Raw genomic sequence first — 23,839 nt, forward strand, 5'->3', positions numbered from 1 at the left:
GATCCGGGGAGCGGGCATCCCGCCCTCGCAGCGCTCCGCCGAGTCATGCCCTCAAATCGTGGTCAGGACGAGCAGGTGGACTGGCTGGCGATGGCAGACTCATGGGGGACCACTTTTCCCTCCGACTACATCGAATTCATGGTGGAGTACGGCTCGGGTGGCATTAGTGAGTCCTTCGAGGTACTCCTGCCCAACACGCCGGTTCTGGACGGAACAAGCGGCATGGGACAAGAGACCGCCAACGCCCTCGCAGACTGGCCGGCCGCCAACACTCCGACCGAGACGCGCCAACTCAAGCCACCCGTCATCGCTTGGGGTGTCAACATCGTGGGAGACATCGCCTGCTGGCGCACTGGCGAAGCAAACCCCGACCGGTGGACGGTAGTAATTCTGAGGAACAGACGGCGGGATCCCTGGACGGAATATGATTGTAGTATGACGGAATTCCTGCGTCGAACCTTTATGGGTGAGTGGGATAAGAATCCATTTGGAGAGGACGCACTCTGGAACCTCGTCCCGCAGGAATTCATTCATCGGAGCGAGGAATTCGCTGATTTCGACGACGAAAACCCTTGGGCCAGCCTATAGCTGCGTCTCCGTATAGATGACTATGTGTCCCGCGCTGAAGCCGCCAGCGCGGGACATGTTGTTTCCTGGCGATCCGTGACGTCCACGATGTGGTCTCGGTTCATCCCGATACCGTCGAGAAGATCGCGCCGGAAGTCGACCTATCGCTGGGTTCCATCCGCGCAGTATGAACTGCCGCACCGACAGCGTCTGCACGTGTCCGGTGGGCGCACGTACGATCGAATCAGGCGTGGGTCTGCTGGGAGTGATCAGAGGTGTCCGTGCCGCCGAGCACCGAGCCAACATTGTGGGAGTTGCACCGCGCGGTGTCTCAGCTCCGGGAAGACCTTCGGGGCGACCCCGCGCATCTTGCCGCCCGACTCGATCAGGTGGTCACGCAGGATGTGTATCGGACGGATCAGCGTGCGATCGAGCAGCGCATCGGTCAGGTTGAGGCCGCGCTCGCCGGTTTGCGCGGGGAGCATGATCAGATCACCGAGCGCACTGACCAGCAGCGCCGGGAGGATCTATCGCCTACTCGGAGCGGTCGGTACTGGTCGAGGGCTGGGCGTATGCCCCCCGGACGATGGCTCGTGCCGGAGGCGCGGCAGCCGACGGCGGTCCCTTCTGGGACCAGGACTGGTCCGAGGCGACGGCGATCCACAGCGGCACTCAGCACCGACGCATGGGCCCAGCAGACCGACGCTTCGGCGCGGCCGACCGCTCGCCGTGTTGCCGACCCATCGTCCGTGCCCTGCAGCCACGCCTACGCGAATGCGAGTTGTGCTCTGGGCGGTCGCACCCAAAGGTGGGCTTCCGGGCCCAGGCCATGGCCATGGCAGGCGACAACAGAAGGTGCATTCCTCTGCTGTCGCCTGCAAGCGGCCATACGGTGGGTCAGACGGCTGCCTGCAGCCACGGGCTGCAGGCAGCCGGGGTGTCAGGAGCCCAGTCCGCCGGGAATCTCCACCCAGTTTGTGCCCCACTGGCCGGTGTTGAAGTTGGCGTCGAGGTTGTAGGCGCGACCATCAGTGCCGCTGCCGTAGAGGTGCAGGACGTTGCTGATCACCGTGCTGGAGAGGGAGGCGAGCTTCCGGTTGTCGCCGGGGTGGACCCAGGAGCCCCACTGGCCGGCGTCGTAGTTCGCGTACGAGGCGTACAGCAGGTTGTCCGTCCCGGTGATGTTGAGGTGAACGGTGTTGCCGTTGGCGGCGGCGGTCACGCTCTTCGCACCAGCGGCTCCACCGGGAACCTCGGCCCAGTTGGACCAGTTGCCGGTGTTGTAGTTGGCGTCCTTGTTGAAGACCTTGCCGTCGGCCCCGATGGCGTAGATGTGCACGACGTTGTTGGCCGTGGCACTCGTAAGAGCGGTCAGCCCGCTACCGTCCAGCCGCGTCCACAGGGTCCGCTGACCCGTGTCGTAATTGGCGTCCGCGTTGTACAGGGTGCCGTCGGTGCCGATGATGTTCAGGCGGACCGTATTACCGGTGGCAGTCGCGGTCACGCCCTTCGCACCGGCGGCCCCGCCGGGAATCTCACTCCAGCCGGTCCACTGGCCGCTTGTGGGATCGAAGTCCTTACCGAAGACCTTGCCCTCGGCACCGATACCGAAGACCCGCACCACGTTCTTGATCGTGACACTGGTCAGCGAGGTCATGCCTTCACCATCGCCGCGGGTCCACCGCTGGGTCCACTGACCAGCGCCGTAGTTCGCGGCGGTGTTGTACAGGGCGCCATGGGTGCCGATGAGGCTGATGTGCGAGGTGGAGCCGACCGCCGAGGTCGCGATCTGCTGCCCGCCGGCCACACTCGCTGCGGCCTTCGTGGTCTGGCTGATCCAGCTGCCGAGGTCGTCGACGCGTGCGGAGATGGCTCCCGTGCGGGTCTCGGTGGAGACGGTGCCGAGGCAGCCGCCCTGCCAGGACCGGGAACTCACCGCCACGAGCTCCCCGGCCGCGTTCAACATTGGGCCACCGGTGTCGCCCTTGCAGATGACGTCCGTACCCTTGCCGGTGACGGCCAGCGTGGTGGCGTCCGCGGAGTTCACGATGAACGTACCGGTGTGCAGCTTGCCCGGCACCCACGCGGTCTTGGTACGGCCGAAGCCAGCCGCCTTCAGCTCCGTACCGGCAGCGGGTGAGACACTCGCACGCTTGACCGCCGCGATGCCGGTGCCGGGGGTGGTCAGGCGAGCCAGGACTATGTCGCGGTCGGTGCGCGGAACAAGCTCGGCGACCTCGACAACCTTGCCATCGCTGAGGGTCGCGGTCGACTTCAGGGCAGGTCTACCGGCAGGGACTGCGGTGCCGGGGGCGGAGGCGAAACAGCTCGCGGCGGACAGCAACCAGAAGCCGTCGACCAGTGTGCCGGTGCAGGCTCGGCTGTTGGTCCCGTCACCCACGCTCAGCTTGACGGCGTAGGAGTGCTGACCATCAGCTCCGGGGACGCCGATAAGGGCGGAGGCGGGCCCAATGGACAGCAGGCCAGCCGCGGTTGCGGTGGCGAGGGTGGTGGTGATCCACGCGGAGCGCGGACGGAGAGCGGACATGCGTCTTCCTTCAGAAAAATGTGGGCGCCACGCCCGGACAGTCGTGGCCAACTTCGATCTGTCTGCCGGCGTCAGCCGGTGACCCGGAGCTCGAGCAGGACGCTGCGGGAGCCGCCGATAACGCCTTCGCCGACGCTCACGAAGCCGTCTTTGGCAACGGTGACCGTCTTGGTGACGCCATCCGCGGAGAGACTGGCGCTCAGGGGGTGGTCATTGGCATCGATCATGAACACTCGTTCGAGTTCCAGGGCCAGCTGACCGGTGTTGCCGTGAGTGGCGAAGCAGTAGACGCCCTTACGCTTCTCGCCGGGCTCTTCCTTGCTGTAGACGCGGATCTGCGCGGCGTTGGTGTCGCAGTCGGCGAGCGTGATCCCCCCATCGCCCCGGATGAGCTTGATGTCTTGCTCGGCTTGAATCTGAGCCGAGTTGGGGTAGATGAAGTCCTCGATCGCGAGGGGCATCTGCTCAGCGGCCGTCGCCGCCGGCGTGTTGGCAGAAGCTGTGGCGGTGTAGGTGCCGAATACACCGATCGCGATCATGCCTATGGCTGCGAGGGTGAGTTGGCGGACGCGGGAAAGCACTGGGGCAGGGTCCTTCCGGGTAGGTACAGCAGGGGGTGACGCGGCGTAACTATGGCGGGACCAACCTGACCAGACAGACTTGCGGCAAGAATGCAGCAGCAAAAAATGCCCTGATCTTGCGCTCTGTCGATGCAGTCGGAGTGAGATGGATCACCCTCCCGCCAGGACGGCTGCAAGACCCCCAAGATCTCACCCGATTCTTATCACCACAGCTCAGGTCCACATAGTGGTACCCCGCCTGAAAAGCAATCAGGAGGTGTGGCAAGATCCCCCGCGCTGGGGGGCACCCACTTCTGCACACGCACGTTTCGGAATCAATCATTCCCGATCGCTAGTGCGCCACGTCCGTACGACAGTCTCTGCCCCTCGGCACCCCACTGCCCACCTGTGCCGAGCGCCAGATGACTGAGACGAGCTGACGTTGAACCGACGACCTCCACATTCCAGACCACCCGGAAGGGCCAGCAGACTCCTCCGAGCTGTGAGCTGTGCAGCCCTCCCGATCGCCTTGGTGGCTGGTCTCCTGAGTGCCACCCCCGCAGCCGTCGCAGCTGAGACGACGCCCCCTCAGGTCCCCGGATACGTCATTCCCCCGACAGAGCGGGGCCGGGTCGTCGAACTGTGGAAGTCCGGCGGGCCCGGTGTCCGGGCGGCGGCTGAAGTCGCCCTCACTGGCACGGACGAGGAGGTGAAAAAGTTCCTGGACCAGGCCGACAGCCTACGCTTCCAGGACGAACGCGTCTCCGTCGCGCAGATCGCCAGCATCGGTGGCAGCGGTGTCCAAGATGCCGCCCGCAAGGCACTCGCAGGGCCGCCCGCCGAACTGAAGACCTTCGTGGAGACCGGCTGGAAACCCCTCTACGAGCAGGACCTGCGGGTACGAGTGGCACAAGTGATCGCCACGGCCGGCCCCAACGTCGCGGACAAGGGACGCGCCGCCCTCCAGAGCGGCAAGCCGGAGGACATCCAGGCGTTTCTCAACGAGGGCCGCTACTTCGAGCAGGAGCAGGACGAACGGATCCAGCTCGCCCAGATCCTCAGCATCTCAGGAGAGAACGTACGGGCGGCTGGCCGACTGGCCCTGCGAGGCACCGCGGATGACGTCCGAGACTTCCTGAACGTCGGGCAGCACGTTGCCCGGGCCAAGGACGAGGAGCACGCGACCATTGCGGAACTCCTTGAGCAGACCCGCGAGGCCGGACGCCTGGCCAGCTCGGAAACCGCGGCCGCCAAAGATCTCTCCGCCCGGGCCGTCACGTCCGCCAAGCTGGCGAGGGAATCTGCGGAGAAGGCTGCGGCCGAGACCGAAGCGGCACGGCAAGACAGCCTGAAGGCAGCAGGAGCCGCTGGTCGGGCGGCGGAATCCGCACGCCAGGCCGCTGCCGCAGCACAGCAGGCCATCGCTTCCGCGCGCGCCGCCACCAATGCCGCCCGCATCGCAGCCCACGCCGCGGCCCAAGCTGCTTCCGCCGCCGCGGCCGCCTCAAAGGCCGCCACCCGCGCTACTAACGCCGCAGCGGACGCCGCGACTGATGGGAGCAAGGCCAGCGCTGCCCGCGAAGCCGCCGAGGCAGCCCGCGCCGCGCAACGAGGCGTCAGTGAAATGGCCATCGTCACCCAACAGGCCGAGAACGCGGCCAACGCCGCCGCCGACGCGGCCCAGGCAGCCCTAGGTGTCGGCGAGAACGCCCTTAAGGCAGCCGACGCAGCCATCGCCTCGAGCGGCTACGCCGATCAGGCCGGCGTGAACTCCGCTCAGGCCCGAGCCGCCGCGGACGAGGCACGCCGCCACGCCAACGAGTCCAACCGGGCCGCCAACGCCGCAGCCGCCCTCGCCCGCAAGGCCGCCGGCGCGGCGAAAGAAGCCCGGGAAGCGGCCACCTCCGCAGCCGACCACGCTGGGAAAGCTGCCCAAGCAGCCGACGACGCGGCAAACCACGCCGGCGACGCGGCCACCGCGGCAACGCAGTCCACGATTCACGCCAACGCTGCTACAGCCGCAGCCAACAGCGCGACAAGCTCCGTGGAGAAGGCCAAGACCGTCTACTCCCTTGCGCGCGAGATCGAGGCCGAAGAACTCCTGGGCCGCACCAACGCCGGGATACACAAGGCTAGAGACCTCAAAAGGGAGGAAGACGAGCGCAAAGCCGACACTGCCCGAAACGACCAGCAGTCGAAGGACCTCAGGACCGAAGCGGCGCAGCTCGCAGCCGACGCGGGCAAGGCCGACGCTGACCCCACGGCGATCGCCTCGCGGGCACGTAAGACCGCCCTTCAGACAGCGAAGATCGGCGGCGGGTGGCACCAGGTCGCTGCCGAGATCGCCCTCGCCGGAAACGACGGGGACGTCACTGCCTACATCCGCACAGGATGGATGACCGCCGACCAACAGGATCAACGAGCCAAGATCGCTTATATAGCCGAGGAAAGCCCGATAGAAGCCGTCCGCGCGGCGGCCGAGCAAGCACTCAAGGGCAACACCGAAGCGGTCAACACCTTCCTCACCACCGGCCTCTACGAAGCCGGAAAGGAAGAATTTCGCGTTCAGATAGCCCAGCTGATCGCCGACGCCGGACCCAACACCTCCGAAGCGGGACGAGCCGCCCTCAGCTCCGGCAGCCTCGACAAGTACGTCGCATTCCTAAAAACCGGCTACGCGGCGAACCGGACCCAAGACGAACGCATACGCGCAGCCCAACTTGCCGACAGCGGCGGCCCCGAACTGAAGTCAGCCGCCCGGATCGCGCTCGACGGCCCTGACGAACAGCTCCACACTTTCATCGAAGCCGGTCAGCATACAGCCCACCAGGCAGACCTGCTCTCACTGACCCACCAGCAACGAGTCCAGGAGCTCATTGCCGAAGGCGCCCGCATCGCCGCCAACGCCCACGTTGAGGCAGCCGGAGCCCAGCGAGTCGCGGCTCTCGCCCGCAATGAAGCGGCCAAAGCCAACGACTACGCCAACCAGGCCGCAGCCTCCGCAGCCGATGCCAACCGGTACAAGGAACAGGCCGCCAAGTCAGCCAAGGACGCCGAAGGCTCGGCCGCCCGAGCGGCTGAATCCGCCAGAACCGCCCGCGCAGCGGCCAGCCAGGCCAACGAGGCCGCCAACGATGCGGCCCTGTCCGCCAGCGACGCTGCCATCTCATCACAGTCGGCCCGCACCTCAGCTGAGACTGCATGGGCCGCCGCTGCCAAGGCCCGCGAGTCCTTCCTGGCCGCCTACGGAGACGCCGAGGGCGCGGCAAGAGAAGCCGAGGCTGCTAGCGCCCAGACCATTCGGAACCAAGAAGAACTCGCCGAAGCCGCCCGTAAACGCGCGCCCGGTGAAGCAGCAAAAAAGCTGTACCGCTGCGGGATATTCGACCCTAAGTGCGAAAAGCGCGAGAACCACCCGAGGTGGTGTCAGCACAACGCAGTACGGTGCGAGCTGGAAGCTGTCGCAGGTCAGACAGCAGACGCACTAGAACCCGCCGTAGAGAAGTCGAAATGGGTCGCCAAGGAATTGGTCGGCCTGAGTAACTTCTACAACTGTTTCGAAAAGAATGATTACCTAGGAGCATGCACGGATCTCGGCAAGGACATGGTCATTGCCTCTAAGATGCGTCTTCTCCGGTATGTGGCTGCGCGACTAGTGAGGTTGCTCCAGGGGTGCAATGAGTGCTTCCTGGCCGGCACTAAAGTGCTCATGGGAGATGGTTCCGCCAGGAACATCGAAGATGTCAGGGTGGGCGACAAGGTCCTGGCGTCGGACCCTGTTAGTGGTGAGACGAAAGCAAAACCCGTCGTTGCCCAGATCGTCACCGATAGTGATAAGAATTTCAATGAACTGGCAATAGAGACCCCCGATGGCCTGAAGAGTCTCACAGCCACAAACGAACACCCGTTCTGGAGTCCGTCGGAACGCCGTTGGGTCCGAGCGGGTGATTTGAGGTCAGGAAATACCCTCCTGACCAGTGAAAATACCTCCGTTCGGGTGCAGAGCAACCAGGCTTCCGAGCGCCATGCGCGGACCTTCAACCTCACGGTCGAGGGGATCCACACATTCTATGTGATCGCAGGCAGCCGTACCCCGATCCTGGTCCATAATTCCGGATGCAGGAAGGTGATGGTTCTGGGCATCGGCCCCCACTCGGAGGAGCTGGCTAGACAGCTTGATGGCGGCTATACCTTTAACGACCCAGCTCTTAGGGAAGTAGTCGGGCAGATAAATGGGAAGCCGTTCGCGATCTGGCAGTCTGAAGTTTCCCATGTCCTTCAGACTAACGGGAAGGTTGCAATTTCACTCAGAGGTTTCGACGGAGACACCCCAGCCGAACAGTTCGCGCTTGCGTATAAAATGGGACGTGGGGACGATTGGGGGGCCACTCAGTGGGAAATGGGGCGAGTCGGAATCAATGTGCAAAGTGAAAACCTGGATTGGGGGAATATCACATTCTATGACGCGAATGGCAAGGAAATCCCCAAGGATCAAATGCCGGAGCCTGACTGGGATCTGCTTGACGGAAGGAAGTAATAGCGGTGGATGAACTGTATCGGTCGGACCGATTCTTCAAGGTCTGGCAGTACACTGTGAGTCATCAGAGGCTGCTCTTGCGCAGCTCCCGGGACATGCCTCCTAGTACGCGAATCGATATCCATTTTGGAGGAGTGAGTATTATGCTGCTCCGGCCGTACTATGACGGCCTGCTGATTCGCCGTGCGAGCCTGGCCGAATGTGAGAGCGTTGCTCGTGAATATGGAGTCCAGGTGAAACCAGGCCAACTCTTCGCACTAGGCTCGGACCTCTCAAGCTTCGTCGTATCCGGACCAGTGCAATGGCACGAAGACGAAGGCAGAATGGACGATCCCTCATGGTTCGGCCACATGATGGGGACGAAATAATAGGGGCCCCGTTCGATGGGTCACTCAACCTGAGCATCGAGTGATCTATCACCAGGCCTCAGAGCATGGTCTAGGGCCGCAGGATTGCGGCCCTAGACCATGCTCTGCCAGTTGGTCGCGCGGGCGTGCCGCTGGACGGTGTGCCCGCCCCAGCCGAGGTGCCGGCCGACCTCCCGCAGTCCCAGGCCCTGAGCGAGGAGGTCGTGGACGAGAGCGTGGTGAGCCCGTGCTCGGTTGGCTGACTCGGCCACCATTCGTTGCTTCATCGGCCAGCGTTTCCAACTCGGGTTCCGGCTCGGGAGGCGTGGGAGAGGAGGTCACGCAAACACCTGCGGTGGGCACCGAGCGTCGTCTCGGTTCCCTGCGTGAGGTTCTGCACAGGTCGAACCGGTCAGTGACCTGCATGGCCTGCGCTGCAGCGGCGCTGACGGCGTCAGGATAGGGACCGGAACGGTCACGGCAGACGATCTCGACCGGGTGCCGGGCGAGCTGCGGTGCCCGCGTTGCGGTGTGCCGCTCGGGCAGCAGGGCCTGGTGCGTCTCGGCGTCGATTACGACGTTTCCGTAGGCGTAGCCTCGACGCAGGGCGACGTTGTCGACGCCGACCGTTTGTGGTGGGTGGGGCTGTTCCATGACCCGGCGCAGCAGTGTGGTGCGGATGGCCGTGATGCCCATCTGGTTTGCGAGCCGGGCTCCGGCGCGGGCTGCCAGCGTCAGCCCGATGGCGGCCCAGTGCTGAGCGGAGCCGCTCGCTCGCGCGACCATGGCTACGGGTCAGACGCCCTCGCCGCCCGCGCCCAGCGATGACCGCGGTGGCCGGCCGAACCGGACGCCGCCCTGGCGCCGTGTCCGCGCCGTACGCGGCTGACCTCCGGCAAGCGCGCGTACAACATCGTGCAGCTCCGGCCCCACCACGCCCTCAGCAAGTGCCTGGACGTGGCGGGCAAGTCGATCGCCGACGCCGCCAACGTCTTCCAGTGGACGTGCCTGCCCGATCCCGCGGACAACCAGCGCTGGTACTTCACCGACGGGACGGTGACGACCGAAGGCGTCTACTACTACAACATCAGGGCCAAGCACAGCGGCAAGTGTCTGGATGTAGAAGACAAGGGGACCAAGGACGCCACCAACGTCTTCCAGTGGACGTGCCTCGGCATGACCGCCCAGAACCAGCGCTGGTCCATCTGGGTCTTCGTCTGAGCAGCAACCGCCAGCACGGCGAAGCTGTCCCCGCGACAGCGACAACACGCTGACCCCCACACCCTGCGGCGCCCCTCGCCCTGACGCCGCAGCCACCCCGGGCGGGCCCCACAACGGCCCGCCCGGACCGCCGTACGACACCCGGCGGGCATAACTCAGGCACAAACCCCGCTCGGGGCCGCGCCCCTCCCGTGTGGCGCCCGTCCGCAGGTCAGCGCGCCGAGGTGGGGAATCAAGGTGAGCAGGTCTGGGGAACCCCCGAGCACAGGGTGGGGAATTTCAAGGCTGTGGCGGATATTTCGTGACGGTTACCGGTCGCGTGCCGCCAGTCGCAGCTCTCCCCAGGGCATGAAGTCGAGCACAACCGCGTCGAGGGCGCTGCCGAGGGGTGGGAAGTCCTCGGGCAGGGGGTGCTCTGGGCTGCTGGTGAGGTTCACGAAGTCGATGAAGGCAGAGACATCGGAGGCGGGGTCGACTACGTCGACGTCGACGCCGAAGCGTCCTCGGTGGCCGGTCACTCGGCATCGGACTGCTTGCTTCGGACGGAGACCGCTTCGGCTCCAGAGGTCGTCATTGCTTGTCACGGCTGGTCAGCCTAGGGACTGGCTGCGGCGGAAGACAGCCGTCACGGCGGCTGTGCAAGGACGAAGGTCCGCAACAGGGAGAAGGAAGCGCGGCCGTATGACCGGCGTTTGATCAGTTTGATGCGTGTGACCTGGCCTTCGACGGCGCCAGAGCTCCAGGGCAGGGTGAGGCCGTTGACGACGGCGTCCCAGTCGTTCTGGAGGAAGGCGGCGAAGCCCTGGATTGGTGACGGTCCGTGGTCGAGGGCTCGGGTCATCCAGCCGGTGAGGTCCTGACCTCGGTGTTCGCGGGCGATGGCGCTGAATTCGTGGGCGAGGTCGCGGGCGGTGGCCAGGTCGGAGCATGCATCCAGGATGCTGTTGAGGTGGTCGCGCTGGCTGTCGGTCAGGGAGTCCGGGTGACGCATGATCCAGGTGGTGATCCGGCGTGGGCTGGGGATCGGCCGTGCGGGTTCGGGGATGGCCGTGCCGGCGCGGAGGGTCGCTATGTACTTGGTGACCACGACGCGGCTGCCGTGGTAGCCGCGTTGTCGGATCTCTCGGAAGAGGGCTGCGGCGTTGGTTGCGCCGCCGTGGAAGCGGTGTTGCAGGTAGGGCTTGAAGCGGTTGATGTGGCCGTTGGGGCGGCGTTCGCGGGCCGAAGCGAGGATCTGGTCGAGGTCGGTGGTGAGGTAGTGGCGGACGGTCTTGCGGTCCCGGCCCAGGCGGTCGGCGATTCGACTGATCGTCCAGCCGCGTTCGCGCAGTTGGTGGATGTCGGTGTGCCACTGGCGGACGCGGGCCAGGAGCTGGCCGTCCGGTGGGTCGCTCGGCTCCGGTGGTCCGATCAGCGCGGCCAGGGATGCAGGGTCCGACGGTTCCAGGGGCTGGTCCCTCTCGCCGGTCTCGGCATCTTTGCGCAGGCAGACGCGGTGCTGGTGGGCGGTTCTTTCGACGGCGCGGGCGAGTGAGTGGAGCAGGTGCCACCTGTCTGCGACCTGGATCGCGTCGGGTGCCGCGCGGGTGGCGGCTTGGCTGAAGGTGCTGGACCGGTCCCGGCAGATGATCTCGATTTCGGGGTGGTCGGCGAGCCAGGCGCTCACGGTCTCCGCGGTGCGGTCGGGCAGGAGGTCGATGGGCCGGCGTGTTTCGACGTCGATAAGGACGGTGCCGTAGGTCGCGCCCCTGCGGAACGCGAACTCGTCGATCCCCAGCACCCTGACCTGGGCAGACGCTGGGTCCGGAAGTCGCCGAAGTTCGCCGAGGATCACGTCCCTACTCGTCCGTGCCGGCAGGTAGCCGGCGAGCCGGGCACCGGCCCGGCCGCCGACGGCCAGCCCGATCGCCTGCACCATTCGAGCGAGGGCCGTGGTCCGGCGCTGGTACCGCGCGGTCAGGCTCGGTACCTGTTCTGCGGTGGTCCGGCGGGAACACAGCCCGTTGTCGCAGAAGAACCGTCGGACCCGTAGCCGCAGCAGCACCCGCCGGCCGCCCAGCGGGCGGTCGGCCAGGCGGCGTATGTACGTGCTGTGCACGCGTGAGGCGGTCACACCGCAAGAGGGACATGTCACCGCCGGCTGCCGACCATGCAGATCAATCCGCACCGCGTCCCCAACGACGCCCACTGCGTCGATGGCCAGCCCCTCAACGTCAGGCCACACCAAATCCCAGAACGGTTCGTCCCCCACGAACACCATGCTGATGAACGGACATTGCCGGGCATGGCGGATGTTTGGAACTGGCCTTCACGAAATATCCGCCACAGCCAATTTCAACGAGCCTCACCACCCGTCGTGGTCGGCCCATCCTCGTAGGCGAAGACGGTTTCGGATACAGGTGAGTACCCCGGATCCCAGTCCGGGGTACTCACCTGCGTGGCGCCCGGATCGAGGTATCCGCCTTCTCCGGGGCCCCGGTCAACATCCGCGTAGACGAGAACCTGTACGTCCTGCTCGCCGGGGGTTCGACGGAACCGGCAGGGGCCGCTGGACAGAAACAGGTCTGAAATGCTGCGGGAGGCTTCTAGCGCCGCCTTCTCGTGGCCCCGGATCTCGATCGTGATCACGCTCTCGTCGCTCATGACTGGACGAACCGCGCAAGCGTGCCTCCGGTTTCGGCCAGCGTCACGGACCACACCTTCGAGCGTCGATCGACAGCTGCTGCCGGGCGCGTCGCGTTCGGTTCCATTCGAACGATCTGTCCCGCATGCGGGACTGCTGGACTGGCGCGGAACACTGGCGCCGCGGCAGTGATCGTCAGCTCTCGTCGTGACGGGGCGGTTGTTCGGAGCCGGCTTCGTCGGTCGCGGTCTCGTCGTCGATCAGCCCGTAGGGAGGTCGGTCCTCGTTGCGGCTGTAACGCACCACGACGTTGTCTTCCACGAGCGTGGGCGGGCTGTTGTCGACGATGATCACCTGGGCGCCGGCTCCCTGCTCAGCTAGCCAGCTGGTCAGGTGGCGGTAGAAGTCGTCGATGGCGATCGCGTCGGCGATCACCGCGTCCCGGGTGGCGCCGTGGCCGAGGTTCTTCTGCGGGCTGTCGATCATGAGGAATCCGGGGTGGGCGGCCGACGTTTCGACGGCCACCTCGAATACGGCCAGCTGCCAGGCCAAAGTTAGGAGCGTCCGGGCACCGGAGGAGGCCTCGCGGTAGGAGTCGCCGCGCACGTAAGGAACCAGATTCGTATCGATCATCGGCTGGCTGAGTTTCGGGTAACGCCACTGCCGCAGCAGTTCGCTGTACCGGCCGCTGATACGGCCGACGACCAGGTCCCGGTCCTGCGCGGCATCCCCCAGCCGGTCGCGTTCCTCCCGTAGACGTTCGATCTGCGCCTCCTGCCGCTCCACCAGCCCGGCCCGCTTCTCCAGGCCAGCCTGAAGCTTCGTCGCGTTCTCGGCGTGCTGGAGATGACGGAGGACTTCCTCCCGTCGGCGCTGGAGGTTGTCGCGAGCGGCGAGGAACGGGGTGACAGTGGGCGAAGTGGCCTCGTCGACTGCGGCCGCAGCCCGTTCTTCGGCGATGGCGGCGTCCTCTGCCTGGAGCTTCAACGCGGCGAGCGACGCGTCCAGGCCCTCAACGTAGGCAGTGATCTCCTTCAAGCGGGCCTTGGTAGCTCTGACCTCGGCTGCGACATTCAGCCGCCCTTCATCTGAAGAGTGCTCGGCATTGGCGGTGCCGAGCGTCAGGTGCCCGTCGCCGTGGGGCAGCTCGTGGCTGCACAGACTGCACGAGCCGTTCTCCACCGACGGGGGAGCGGGCAGGTGGTTCAGGCACGCGGGGCAGGTAGTGACGCTCAAGGGGTCGAATAGGCGCTGTGCTTCGGCCAACATGTTGAGCTTGACGAGGTCGTCCGCGTACTGCGCCCGCAACGGCATCATCCGGGCGAGTTGCGTCTCGCAGTCACGTACGACGCCGGCGGCTCGCCGGGCAAGCTGGGCAGCTTGCTGGTGCTCGCGGCGTAGACGCCCGGCGAAGGTGGTACCGGCTTGCGCAGCCTCATCAAGGGTCTGTAGCTGCTGGGTCAGCTCCAGCAGTTCGCCCTCGTACTGCTGGGCGACCAGAGGGCCGGCTGTGGGAACGTCCTGTTCGTCGACGAAAGACCGTGCTGCGGCGAGTTCGGAGCGTGCCTGGGTGAGCCGGGCGCCCAGGTCCCGGATGCGCTGCCCAAGCTCGACGGCGCGGTCGTCGTGAACGCCGAAGACGACGTCGACCACCTGCTTCAGCTTGTGCTTCTTCATGAACTCGTTCTCGAACAGGAAGTTCTTGGACGCGATGCGCTCGTTGGGCAGGAACGCGAGGCCCATAAGGTCGCGGATGCTCAGGGGGTCGGTGCGGGACTCACGGCTGGAAGGGGTCTCCCGCAGCTGGACGCCTTCGAGCTTGCAGTGCCCCAGCAGCAGAGCGGAGAGGCTTTCGGGCGCTCCCGCCGGCTCGATGGGCCTGCTCTCAGGCTTGGACAGCGGCGGGCTATCCAGCGTCCCCCGGCGTACGTAGGCGACCTTCGAAGGCTCCCCGACGGGCCGCTCGATGACGTGCGGTTCGCCGGACAGCTCGACTTCCAGAAGGCAGGAACGGACCTTCCGCAGCACCTCTGGATGCCGTGGGTGGCGCTTCCCGCCGAGGCCGTAGGTGATGAACTCCAGCACTGCGGTCTTGCCCGAGCTGAACGCCCCAGCGACCACGGACAGGTTCCGCACCTGCTGGTCCTGTGTGAAGTCGACGTCGTAGTTCCGGCTGACGCCTGCAAGGCGCAGGCGCCGGATTCGGATGCCAGGCAGAGGCTGCATGGTGGTCACCCCTCCCAGGGCATGTCAGGTGCCTGCGGTCCCGGGCCCAGCACACTGAGGAGCGCGGCACCGGGCCCGCCTTCTCCGTCCGGTCGCAGCCAACGTGCGGTCTGTTCCCGCAGCGCCCTGTCGCTGAGCTTGCGGAGGTGTCGTACGACGATGGATGCCGCAGTGGTGAACGACGCGGCGTAGGTGGCGGTGAAGCGCGCTCCGAGTTCCCGGCCGCGGTTGCTGATCGAGTAGGCGAAGGCGCCGTTGCGGTTGTGGACCTCGCAACAGCCGTAGGCGACGAGCAGTGCGAGGTCGTGCTGGATGCGTTCGCGTCGACTGGTGAAGCGCTGCGAGGAGGACGCGTAGGAGAGCACCTGCGGATCGAACCCGGCCAGCTTGAGCAGGTTGCCCTCCCGGCCGTCGGAGTCGACGACGAGGAAGGGATTCGCCGACAGGAAGTCGTAGTAGCCGATGCGCTCCAGGCTCGCCCCCTTCGCGTCTTGCCCGGCGACGGCGTCGAGAAGAAGCAACAGCTGCGCCAGCCGGAAGGTCACCTCGTCCTCCGGCATCATCACCGGCCGGTCAGCTTCCACAGCGAACTCCTCGTAGGTCTGACAGGACAGGCGACGGCTGCGGTCAGCCGTCGGAGTGCTCGGCGGCGATCTGCCGCCAGTGTTTGACCCACCCCGCCTTGCGGTTGTCCACCAGCCGGTGCACGAGCCCCCAGCTGTGCACCAGCTCCAGGCGCAGCGACTTCGGCAGTTTGTCGTGCTCGTTGCGAACATCCCGCCAGACACGGGGGTGGAGAACCCGCAGCGTGTCCTCGGCCGCGCATTCGTTGAACTGCATCTCCCAGAGACCGTGGAGCGTTGCATCGGCGGAACTGAGCGCCGCCACTTCTGCCGGAACGTCTTTGTGCGCGATCTCGCGGGCCACCAGATCGGCATTGAAGAACTGCCTCTTGGCCGAGTCCAGCTCAATGTGGCCGGCCTCAGTCATCTGCCGAATGAACAAGGCGGAGCCAAGGGCGGCCGCCTTGCCGTCCTCGACTTCGAGAACGAGCCGAAGCTGCTCCACGGGGGCGGGGGCGGCCTGAGCGTAGGTCTCGTAGAAGCCGCGACGCACGTCGTCGCCCTCGGGGCTGAGTAGCTTCTTCCGGAGGGCGGTCTCGTCCCAGAGCTGGATGACGAGGCTGTGCTCCTTCTCCCTTGCCTTCGTCCACGAATCCCACCACGCCGTCATGGGGCCGTCCATGCTGGAAGGGATGCACAGGATCCAGCTGGCGATGGTGTGGCCGTTCTTGACGGCTGCCTTCAGCACGTTATCGAGCGAGTCTTTGACCTGCTGCACGTGCTTCTTTGTGGTGACCGGCATGAAGTACTTGGACTGCCACACTGTGATCGCTCCGCCGAGGTTTCCGGCGAAGGCGTCGATACCCCAGTCGCCCGGGTTGGCAGCGACGGACCGTACGTTTGGGGTCGTCGCGGCGGCAAGTTGAGCGATCATCGTTTCGAAGTCGTCGCGGGCTCCGCCGGGGCTTCCCCCGCGGACTGCGTGCACGTCGAAGCTGATCGGCTGGACACCCGTCGGCACGGTTATCGAGTCAGGCACAGCTCACCCCCAAAGCGCCGGTGGACTGCACACAGGATGTCCCCCGTGCGTCACACACCGTATCGGCGGAGCCTATCCAACGGTCACTCATCTGATCAAGAAGAGGAACGCACCAGCACCTCAATTGGGATTGCCGCGCAGCACGGCAATCGCGCGGAACCTGCGGGCCACGGTCCAGACCTCCGGGTCGTCTTGGCGAGAGGGCTGCCGCCCTCTCGCGCTCTCCCGCACCACCCCGCCGTGGTCGTGAAGTGGTAAGGCGCCGACGTTGCGTGCGGCAGGAAGGAGCGGTGGTGGCGGAGCTTCAGACGGGGTGGTCGTCGCTTCTTTGTGGTTGGTGGGGTGGGGTTGGGGTGGTGGTGGTGTGTGTGGGGGTGGGGTGTGCTGCGGCGGCGCGGTGGCGGCGCGGTGGCGGTGTGGCGCGGTGTGGTGGTGTCGGGGCGGGGTGCGGGGTCGTTGGTGGGGGTGATGCCCGGTGTCGGCGCGCCTGGTTTCCGGGCTCGCGGGCGCATGGTCCTGCACCGTTTTTCAGGCATTAGAAATTGGCAGCCAGTTAGTGCGTAATGGGGGCAGTAAGCCCCCGGGACGCTGGAAAGCCGGTATTGGCTGGCACGGAATGTGAGGGGCCTTGGGTGGCAGTCGGCGCGGACGGGAATGCGGGTGGGCGGCGTCGTGAACGCCAGGTGGGTGAACCTCGGAAGAAGCGCTTCTACGTGTCGTTCAGCGACAGCGAACTGGCCGTGGTGCGCACGGCTGCGGAGCGCGAGGGGATGGCGTCGGCGGCCTGGGCGGGGCGCCAAGTGATGGCGGTTGCGCAACACGTGCTGGCGCCGGTTTCCCGCGATGCGGGGGACGTGCTGCGGGAGCTGGTCCAGGCCCGGGTCCACCTGCGGGAGACCGTTGCCGAGCTCCGCGCCGTGGCCGCCGCCGGCTCGTCCGGGGCCGGCCTTCCGGAGTCGGCCGCGACCGTGGTGGCGCAGGCTTTGGACGCGGTGGCGCGGGTGGATGCGGCGACGGCCCAGGTGATGCGGGAGAGGCGCCCGCGGTCGTGATGCCGAAGAAGGCGGAATCGGGTTCGACGACGATCGACCTCCTGGACTACCTCTTTGGTCCGGGCGAGCGCGACGAGCACGTCGATCCCCACCTCGTCGCGGGCTGGGACCCGGATCTGCCGTGCCCTGCCCGTACCCCGGCCCGTATGACGCTCGCCGATCTGGCGCTTCTCCTGGACGCCCCCGTGGAAGCACTGCGCGGACCGAAGCCGGAAGAGCATGTGTGGCACATCTCGGTCCGCAACCATGCTGACGACCGGATGCTGTCGGACGCGGAATGGAGCGAGGCCGCCGCCATGGTGCACGCCGCGGGCATCGCGGAGCACGGGGATGAGCAGGCCTGCCGGTGGATCGCGGTGCGCCACGCTCCCGACCACATCCACATCCTGGCGACCCTCGCCCGCCAGGACGGCCGGCACCCCCGCGTGCGCGGCGACATCCTCAGCATGCACACCGCCGCCCGGGGTTTCGAAGCCCGCTGGGGCCTCACCCCGATGTCACCTCTCGACCGCACCGCGCGCCGCCGCCCCGTCACCGGCGAGGCCGAGAAAGCCGCCCGCCGCGGCCTGACGGAGACCGCCCGGGAGTCCCTGCAGCGCACCGTCCGTCAGGCCGCCGCCCTCGGCCATGGCGATACCGATTTCCTCGACCGGCTCCGCGACGCGGGGCTGCGCGTGCGCGAACGCCGAGACGATGACGGCGCTCTCGTGGGGTACTCGGTCGCGCTGCCCGGGGACCGGGCCGACGGCGGCACCCGACCTGTCTGGTTCGCTGGTTCCACGCTCGCCTACGACCTGTCCCTGCCCCGTGTCCGCGAACGCTTCACCCCGCTCGTCACCCCGGCCGACTGGGCGCTCGCTGAGCACTGGATCCGGGAAGCGTCCGTACCCCTGGGCCGCGCCGGGCAGGGCGAAGGCGCGGGCGACGTCGCGGCCCTCGGTGACCTCCTGGCGGTGGCCGCCGTTCACGCCCCGGCCCTCGTTCGCGACCGCGTGCAGGCGGCGGCCGACGCGTTCGAGCAGGCCGCCCGCGCCCCCGGCGCCCGCTGTCTGGAGGGCCGCGCGCGGGCCGGATGGCGCGCCTCGACCCGGGCGCTGGAGCAGGCCCCGCGCGCCGCACGCGGGGGTGGCGCTGCGGTCGTCCTCACGTTGCTGATCGCGCTTGTGGAGGCGGTGGAGGCCGCCGCCGACTGGCATCGGGCGCAGGCCTTCCGCGCGCAGGCGAAAGCCGCTTCCGAGGCCGCTGTCCTGCTGCGGGAGGCAGCTGGCCTGACCGGCGCCCCGCCCCCGGCCGCGAAGCCGCGTACCGGTCGGGTGGTGCGCACCGCGGGCCGTGGCCTGTCGCCCATCGGGCCCGTTACCGGTGTACCGGTCCGGCCGCGTCCGGATCCCGGCCGGCCGGGCCCGTCCCGTACGCGCTGACCCGATCGAGGGAGCTCTTGCCGATGACGTACCCGCCCCAGCCCGAGCCGTTCGCCGAAGCCCTCGGGGAGGCCGCGCAGACTGCCGCGATGGCCTACCGGCTGGTGATGACCATCACCGACGCCGTACGCCGCGCTACCCAAAAGCGCCTCACCGGCGCCGAGGCGGAGCTCGGCGAGGACGCGGAGAAGATGGCCCCGGGCTGGTCGGCTGACCAGCTGCGCGGCGTTATCGGCGACGACATTCTGGCCGAGCTGATGGCGGGGGCGGACTGGCCGGTGATGGCCCGCCAGCTCGTCGGGCTCCAGCAGGCCGGAGTCGACCTCGGCACGTTTCTGCCGCAGATGGGCCGCATGACTGCCGGAGTCCACCAGGCCGTCGCCGCGAACATCGCGCGGACGAAGGCGGAGGGCACCGACCGGTGGGCTGACCTCCTGAAGTCCACGATGCCGGAGGGGCTGGTGCGCGATGCGATCCTCGCCTCCCTGGCCTGGCCGGACATCGCGGCCGCGATGGGCCGGCTCGACGCCCGCGGTATCGACGTCGCCCGGATCCTCCTCGACGCGCACGCAGCGGGAGCGGGCGTCGACCAGGCCGTGGCCGCCGTTACCACCGCGGCTGCCGCCAAAGCACCCGCGCCCGCCCCGGCCGCCCCGGCGCCCACCGCCGCCCCCGCTCCTGCCCTGCTGCTCCGGGTGCTGTCGCGCCGCCGGCCAGGGACGTGCTGGCCTCGCGTATGGGCGGGTCCGGCGACCCGTGGGGCGCGCCTGTGGCGGGACGCGTACCCGCACCCGCTCCCGCCCCGGCTCCGGGCACTGCACCCGCACCCGCTCCCACCCCCGCCCCCGCTGCTGCGCCGGTGCGGGAGGCCGCCGACTGCGATCTCTCGGTTTGGTGACAGTGGTGTGAGAGACAGTGGGCCTTGGTGTGTTCCTGCTGGTCGGGGCTGGCTCAGGGCGTGGGGCCACTGTCATGGATGTGAGAGATCGAGGTCTATCCACTGTCGTTGAGTGAGAGACGCGCAGGTCACGTGCTGACACGAAAGTGAGAGATCGCACCTCGGGACCGACACCACCTGGAAGGACGGCCCGTCCTCCACCACGGTCGGGCGGCTCGTGGACGCGACTCTGCACTCCCTGACGACACCGCCCTCGGCACCGGCCGCGCTCGCGTCCCGGGTCCGGGTCTCCCCGACGGCTGCCCGCTCCCGCTCCGCCACCCCCCCCGGCCGCCGCGGCCCCCGGACAGCCGGCTGCGGCGGAAGCCGCCGTGCCCGCCCACCGGCAGCCGGCCGCGCCGGCCCGGCGCGCGGGGCGGACCCGGTGACCTCGCGAGCGTGAATTGGGCGCTGCTTCAGGGCGGGCTGTCAGTGGGGGACCGGCACAATGCGGGGGTATGAACATGGATGTGGCGACGTCGATGGCCGGCGGCTGGTGGTATCCCGCGGGGGTCGCGGTGGCGGCGCTGGTGTTGTCGGTCCGCATGTATCGAGTGAGCTGGGGCGTCGAGCCGGTCGAGCCGGTCGAGGCGGGCCTTGCCGTTGCCGTGCCAGATCCCGGCCCGGGCGGTGCTCCGCCTCGTCATGCAGAGCCTGGAGCACAGAGCGCCCCCGCATAGAGCCCCCCGCGCAACGTGGTCCGCGAGGGCAACGCCCCCTTGGAACGCTTCGCCGCCCTCGCCCTGACGCGGGGGGCCGGGGTGGCTATCGCCGGGTCCCGCGCGGGCGTATGGCCCTGTGCGCGACCAGCTCGTCAAGCTGGGCAGGTCCCAGTCGTCTTCGGGCGGCGGGAGAGGTCCGTAAGGCGCTTTACGGAGGGTGTCGGGGGTTGTTGTGCCCGGAGATGGCGGCAGGGCGGTCCCGGCGGGTGTGGGTCGGCCCTGCCGCTACGGCGGTGGTGGGCCGGGCCTGCTGCATCGTCGGCGGGCGAGGTCCGCTAATCGCTGGGCGGACCTGCGGGCTGTGCGGCGAAATACGTCAGGGCCGGCCCGGCGGGTGCGGGTCGGCCCTGTCGTGTGAAGCGTTCGCGCGGCAACGCGGTGCTTCGTTGTGTCCCTGCTGCGGAGTCACCTACTTCAGGGGTTCCGCCGGTTGCCCGGTCGGTCTGCACCCCACGGTGCCCTGCCGGTGCACACGAACACAACTTCTCCTTGGACGGGAGCGGACGAACGGGGGCGGGCGCCCGGTTGGGTGGGGGTGCTGCACGGGGACCGGTGACGAAGCCGCAGCAGGCCACCTACGCATTCCTGTAGGTGCCGCCGGTATTTGTGCAGGTCAGGGCATTCTAAGGGAGTCTGCGTGTGCAAGTTGGACAGCGGGGACACCAGCGGACGAATGAACGCGCATTCCGGACTTATCGGGTGGGCTGCTGGGTTTCCGCGCTTCGAGGTGCTGTGACTGTCTGTCATGCTTGTGATCCCCGGACAGGCGACGGCAATCGCCCCTGGGGAAGCGCCACTTGGCGCGGAGTCACCACTACGGGAGGGCGCCATTCGGCGCCCTCCCGACTATCAGGGGTGCCGTCCGGTACCCCGGTCTGGAGACCGGTATGGCAGTACAGCAGGAAGTCGCCCGCGCGAGCGCCCAGCAGGAGCGCGGGCCGGAGGGCCGGCCGGGCGGGTTGACGATGCCGCAGGCCCTCGTGATCAGCGTCGTGATGCCGGTGGTGTTCGTCCTGGCCGTGGTGCTGAGCCTGCGGGGAATGCAGACGGGGGAGATCTTCCGCCTGCTCGCCGGCACGGGCGCGATCGCAGCGGCCCTGGTCCTCGCCCTCACCCCGGGCGGCCGCAGTTCGGTGGCCGCGGCTTCCCGCGCCGCTCTCCAGGCCGGCCGGTAGAGCGGGGCAGGGTCATGGGACGACCTGAACTCCCCGTCGACCACACCCTCCCGGCCCGCGGCGCCCTCGCCGTGGCCCTGCGCGAGCTGCGTACCGCGGCCGGGCTGTCGTACGACGAGCTCGCGGCACGCTCCGGGGTCTCGGCGACCGCCCTCAAGCGCGCCACCTCGGGCCGGCACGTGCCCGCCCGGGAGACGGTCGAGGCGATCGCCGCCGCCTGCCACGCCCAGGACGACGAAGGCCTTGCGGAGTTGTGGCTGGATGCCCGGATCGCCGAGCGGGGCCGCCTGCGGGGACGCCTCCGGCCTGCCTCTCCTGAGCTGGTCACCACCCCGGGGGCGCTCAGTCAGGCGCTGGTCTACTTCTACGAGCGGGCCGGCGCACCGACGCTGCGCCGCCTGTCGTTTCTGGCGGGCGGAAGGCATCTGCTGCCGGTCAGTACGGCCGGGCGGGTCGTGGCCGGGCAGGTGCTCCCGGCCAGCCGCCAGCAGTGCCTGGCCTTCCTGGAAGCATGCGGGATTGGACTGCGTCTGCGTAGGCGCTGGGCGGACGCCTACGACCGGATCATGGCCCCGGCGCCGGCCCGCAGCTGGGAGTTCTTCCAGAGGGACATGACGGCGGCAGAGGCCGTCCTGAGAGCCAACGAGCGCCACGGGGAGAGGCCTGCCGGTGTCGGGTCCGTCCGCCTGGCCGATCTGCACCACGGCCCCGGCCTGGTTGCCCGCTCGCGGGGGGAGGAAATGCTGCGGGAGCTCATGGACGTGCGGCTGCGGGACGGGAGGATCCGGTACGTCGAGCCCCGCCGTACACGGCGGCAGCGGGCGGCATGAGGAGGTCAGTTTCCCCGATGAACCGCCCTTCTGAACGAGGTACCCACGCAATGGTGGCGTCACTGACCTCTCCGGCAAAGCCCGCATTCCAGAAGGATTTGACAGTGGTTCAGGCTAGGTGCGCACTGCGCAGTGCCACTGACCGGCGACAACAGGGGTGAGTTGTCGCCGGTCAGTGAAACTGAGCAGTCGTCAAGCTCCTGACCTGCGTTTGTGCAGGTTGGCTGAGCAGGTTGGTGGCTGTTTGACTCATCGAATCTGCGCAGAGTCTGAGCCGGTCAGGCATGTGGCCTGCGGTGTTTGTTGGTCCGGGTGCGCTTGCGCAGATTGATTGGGTGCTGCGCAGCTTCACTGGTTGCCGACAAGTGATCCGCCCTAGCCCCGTAGGGGTGGGGGCGGCTGGTTCCTGAGTCTATCTGCGCTCAGAAATGAAGCAGGCGGCTGGGATGGTTTCTCTGGGCCGTTTGGGTGATCAACTTTGCGCCGCGGGGGTGACTGAGATTCGCGTATCGCCCTGAGCGTCTGTCCGACTACGTTCCGTGTTGTCGGCTGTATGGCTGGCTGGCGCGCCCAGTTGTTCAGACTCTTCGGTCCGCACCCGGAAGCCACTGCTTCGGGTGGTCGTTGTGGGTGTGCGGTGGCCCCTGTTACAGGGGTGCTGCCCGATGGGCTAAGCAATCCGTTCTCAGGTATCAGGAGGCAGTGCACATGCTCGGTGACGCTCTCAGCGGCAACCGCTTCAGCGTTCAACTCGGTAAGTTTCAGGTCGAGACCGTCCAGAGCGTTTCTGGGCTGACCATTGATCAGGATGTGATCGAGGTCAAGCAGGTCACGGCAGACGGTGTGCCGGTCGTGCGGAAGCAGCCCGGCGCCGTTCAGTCAGGCCAGATCACGGTCACCCGGGGGATGGACCAGAGTGCTGCGTTCACTGATTGGATCAAGCAATCAGTGGCCAACAAGACCCTCGACAGGGCCCGGCAGAACGTCACGATTGCCGTGCTCGATGCTCAGAAGAATCCCGTCCAGCGCTTCCATCTGACTAACGCCTGGGCTTCCCACTGGTCGGGTTCGGATCTCGATGCTGGAGATTCCGGGGTTGCGACAGAGACGGTGACCATCGAGTACGAAGAGATCACCGCCGAGTAGCCGGGCGCAGCACCGTGAACTGCTGCTAGCTGGGCCCCGCGTCAGCGGGGCCATGGCCTGGAGGCGAAGCCGGAAGGCCAGGCAGGGGAGCGAAGCGAACCTGCGCCCAAGGGCGCGAAGCGCCCGCAGGCAGTAGGCCCGGTGAAACCGGGCGCGGGCCGGAAGCGAAGCGCCGGCCCCAACGCGCCGAAGGCGCAGACCGAGTGAAATGAGGTCAGCTCCGGTGAAGCGAAGCGGAACCGGAGCAGTCCGCAGCGAAGCGAAGGACACCGGCCTGAAGGGCCGGCCCTGGCTCGGCGAAGCCGAGCCCCGCCGAGCGAAGCGA

General features: G+C 67.5%; 19 protein-coding genes and 1 pseudogene. 9 read left to right on the forward strand and 11 right to left on the reverse strand.

All coding sequences use genetic code 11. The features are described from left to right. The first annotated feature begins 75 nt into the window (after positions 1-75). Positions 76-588 carry a hypothetical protein gene (locus tag AB0D94_RS25910; protein WP_362056068.1) on the forward strand — a complete coding sequence of 171 codons (513 nt, stop codon included), beginning with the start codon at positions 76-78 and terminating at the stop codon, positions 586-588. Positions 589-836: 248 nt separating this feature from the next. Here AB0D94_RS25910 and AB0D94_RS25915 read toward each other — a convergent pair whose 3' ends face one another. From AB0D94_RS25915 to AB0D94_RS25925, 3 genes are all read right to left on the reverse strand, one after another. After that, a complete protein-coding gene (locus AB0D94_RS25915) occupies positions 837-1,052 on the reverse strand; it encodes a hypothetical protein (protein WP_362056070.1) in 216 nt (71 codons plus the stop codon). Positions 1,053-1,507: 455 nt separating this feature from the next. Beyond that, positions 1,508-3,115: a trypsin-like serine protease gene (locus tag AB0D94_RS25920; protein WP_362056072.1), complete on the reverse strand. Its 1,608-nt coding sequence runs from the start codon at positions 3,113-3,115 to the stop codon at positions 1,508-1,510. 71 nt (positions 3,116-3,186) lie between these two features. Continuing rightward, complete coding sequence (locus AB0D94_RS25925; RefSeq protein WP_362056074.1) at positions 3,187-3,654, reverse strand: hypothetical protein; 468 nt, start codon at positions 3,652-3,654, stop codon at positions 3,187-3,189. A gap of 553 nt (positions 3,655-4,207) precedes the next feature. Between AB0D94_RS25925 and AB0D94_RS25930 the strand changes: the two genes are divergently transcribed. Then, positions 4,208-8,212, forward strand: a complete 4,005-nt coding sequence (locus AB0D94_RS25930; RefSeq protein ID WP_362056076.1) for a polymorphic toxin-type HINT domain-containing protein — start codon at positions 4,208-4,210, stop codon at positions 8,210-8,212. Between the two features lie 460 nt (positions 8,213-8,672). Here AB0D94_RS25930 and AB0D94_RS25935 read toward each other — a convergent pair whose 3' ends face one another. Then, complete coding sequence (locus AB0D94_RS25935; protein ID WP_362056110.1) at positions 8,673-8,834, reverse strand: hypothetical protein; 162 nt, start codon at positions 8,832-8,834, stop codon at positions 8,673-8,675. A gap of 130 nt (positions 8,835-8,964) precedes the next feature. Then, positions 8,965-9,345 (reverse strand): annotated as a pseudogene (locus tag AB0D94_RS25940) (transposase); the annotation flags it as partial. Positions 9,346-9,474: 129 nt separating this feature from the next. Here AB0D94_RS25940 and AB0D94_RS25945 point away from each other — a divergent pair. Then, entirely contained in the window at positions 9,475-9,780 is a 306-nt protein-coding gene (locus tag AB0D94_RS25945; RefSeq protein ID WP_362056078.1) for an RICIN domain-containing protein, read from the forward strand. A gap of 308 nt (positions 9,781-10,088) precedes the next feature. Here AB0D94_RS25945 and AB0D94_RS25950 read toward each other — a convergent pair whose 3' ends face one another. The 6 genes from AB0D94_RS25950 to AB0D94_RS25975 form a co-directional block, all read right to left on the reverse strand. Then, complete coding sequence (locus AB0D94_RS25950; protein ID WP_362056080.1) at positions 10,089-10,298, reverse strand: hypothetical protein; 210 nt, start codon at positions 10,296-10,298, stop codon at positions 10,089-10,091. Positions 10,299-10,405: 107 nt separating this feature from the next. Further along, positions 10,406-12,040 carry an ISL3 family transposase gene (locus tag AB0D94_RS25955; RefSeq protein ID WP_362056082.1) on the reverse strand — a complete coding sequence of 545 codons (1,635 nt, stop codon included), beginning with the start codon at positions 12,038-12,040 and terminating at the stop codon, positions 10,406-10,408. A gap of 74 nt (positions 12,041-12,114) precedes the next feature. After that, entirely contained in the window at positions 12,115-12,423 is a 309-nt protein-coding gene (locus AB0D94_RS25960) for a hypothetical protein (RefSeq protein WP_362056084.1), read from the reverse strand. A gap of 175 nt (positions 12,424-12,598) precedes the next feature. Continuing rightward, a complete protein-coding gene (locus tag AB0D94_RS25965) occupies positions 12,599-14,629 on the reverse strand; it encodes a DNA recombination protein RecN (protein ID WP_362056108.1) in 2,031 nt (676 codons plus the stop codon). A 5-nt stretch (positions 14,630-14,634) separates the two neighbouring features. Beyond that, positions 14,635-15,213: an ABC-three component system middle component 2 gene (locus tag AB0D94_RS25970; protein WP_362056086.1), complete on the reverse strand. Its 579-nt coding sequence runs from the start codon at positions 15,211-15,213 to the stop codon at positions 14,635-14,637. Positions 15,214-15,256: 43 nt separating this feature from the next. Then, the gene (locus AB0D94_RS25975; RefSeq protein WP_362056088.1) at positions 15,257-16,231 is read right to left on the reverse strand and encodes a serine/threonine protein kinase; all 975 of its coding nucleotides are present in this window, start codon (positions 16,229-16,231) and stop codon (positions 15,257-15,259) included. A gap of 713 nt (positions 16,232-16,944) precedes the next feature. Between AB0D94_RS25975 and AB0D94_RS25980 the strand changes: the two genes are divergently transcribed. From AB0D94_RS25980 to AB0D94_RS26005, 6 genes are all read left to right on the forward strand, one after another. Next, on the forward strand, positions 16,945-17,283 hold the full coding sequence (locus AB0D94_RS25980; protein ID WP_362056090.1) for a hypothetical protein: 339 nt from the start codon (positions 16,945-16,947) through the stop codon (positions 17,281-17,283). Then, positions 17,283-18,704 (forward strand): mobilization protein, encoded by a 1,422-nt coding sequence (locus AB0D94_RS25985; RefSeq protein WP_362056092.1) that lies wholly within the window; start codon positions 17,283-17,285, stop codon positions 18,702-18,704. Before AB0D94_RS25980 ends, AB0D94_RS25985 begins: the two co-directional genes overlap by 1 nt. Positions 18,705-18,727: 23 nt before the next feature. After that, positions 18,728-19,714 carry a hypothetical protein gene (locus tag AB0D94_RS25990; RefSeq protein ID WP_362056094.1) on the forward strand — a complete coding sequence of 329 codons (987 nt, stop codon included), beginning with the start codon at positions 18,728-18,730 and terminating at the stop codon, positions 19,712-19,714. A gap of 1,536 nt (positions 19,715-21,250) precedes the next feature. Then, positions 21,251-21,538 (forward strand): hypothetical protein, encoded by a 288-nt coding sequence (locus AB0D94_RS25995; protein WP_362056096.1) that lies wholly within the window; start codon positions 21,251-21,253, stop codon positions 21,536-21,538. A 14-nt stretch (positions 21,539-21,552) separates the two neighbouring features. Beyond that, complete coding sequence (locus tag AB0D94_RS26000; protein WP_362056098.1) at positions 21,553-22,368, forward strand: helix-turn-helix transcriptional regulator; 816 nt, start codon at positions 21,553-21,555, stop codon at positions 22,366-22,368. Positions 22,369-23,076: 708 nt separating this feature from the next. Then, positions 23,077-23,514 carry a phage tail protein gene (locus AB0D94_RS26005; protein ID WP_362056100.1) on the forward strand — a complete coding sequence of 146 codons (438 nt, stop codon included), beginning with the start codon at positions 23,077-23,079 and terminating at the stop codon, positions 23,512-23,514. Positions 23,515-23,839 lie beyond the last annotated feature (325 nt).

The organism is Streptomyces sp. NPDC048255 (assembly GCF_040652415.1).
Classification (GTDB): domain Bacteria; phylum Actinomycetota; class Actinomycetes; order Streptomycetales; family Streptomycetaceae; genus Streptomyces.

Excerpts from the sequence above, each read along its gene's own strand:
- AB0D94_RS25915 (WP_362056070.1), bottom strand. The coding sequence starts at position 1,052 with ATGCTCCCCGCGCAAACCGGCGAGCGCGGCCTCAACCTGACCGATGCG.
- AB0D94_RS25920 (WP_362056072.1), bottom strand. The coding sequence starts at position 3,115 with ATGTCCGCTCTCCGTCCGCGCTCCGCGTGGATCACCACCACCCTCGCC.
- AB0D94_RS25925 (WP_362056074.1), bottom strand. The coding sequence starts at position 3,654 with ATGATCGCGATCGGTGTATTCGGCACCTACACCGCCACAGCTTCTGCC.
- AB0D94_RS25935 (WP_362056110.1), bottom strand. The coding sequence starts at position 8,834 with ATGGTGGCCGAGTCAGCCAACCGAGCACGGGCTCACCACGCTCTCGTC.
- AB0D94_RS25955 (WP_362056082.1), bottom strand. The coding sequence starts at position 12,040 with ATGGTGTTCGTGGGGGACGAACCGTTCTGGGATTTGGTGTGGCCTGAC.
- AB0D94_RS25960 (WP_362056084.1), bottom strand. The coding sequence starts at position 12,423 with ATGAGCGACGAGAGCGTGATCACGATCGAGATCCGGGGCCACGAGAAG.
- AB0D94_RS25965 (WP_362056108.1), bottom strand. The coding sequence starts at position 14,629 with ATGCAGCCTCTGCCTGGCATCCGAATCCGGCGCCTGCGCCTTGCAGGC.
- AB0D94_RS25985 (WP_362056092.1), top strand. The coding sequence starts at position 17,283 with ATGCCGAAGAAGGCGGAATCGGGTTCGACGACGATCGACCTCCTGGAC.
- AB0D94_RS25990 (WP_362056094.1), top strand. The coding sequence starts at position 18,728 with ATGACGTACCCGCCCCAGCCCGAGCCGTTCGCCGAAGCCCTCGGGGAG.
- AB0D94_RS25995 (WP_362056096.1), top strand. The coding sequence starts at position 21,251 with ATGGCAGTACAGCAGGAAGTCGCCCGCGCGAGCGCCCAGCAGGAGCGC.
- AB0D94_RS26000 (WP_362056098.1), top strand. The coding sequence starts at position 21,553 with ATGGGACGACCTGAACTCCCCGTCGACCACACCCTCCCGGCCCGCGGC.
- AB0D94_RS26005 (WP_362056100.1), top strand. The coding sequence starts at position 23,077 with ATGCTCGGTGACGCTCTCAGCGGCAACCGCTTCAGCGTTCAACTCGGT.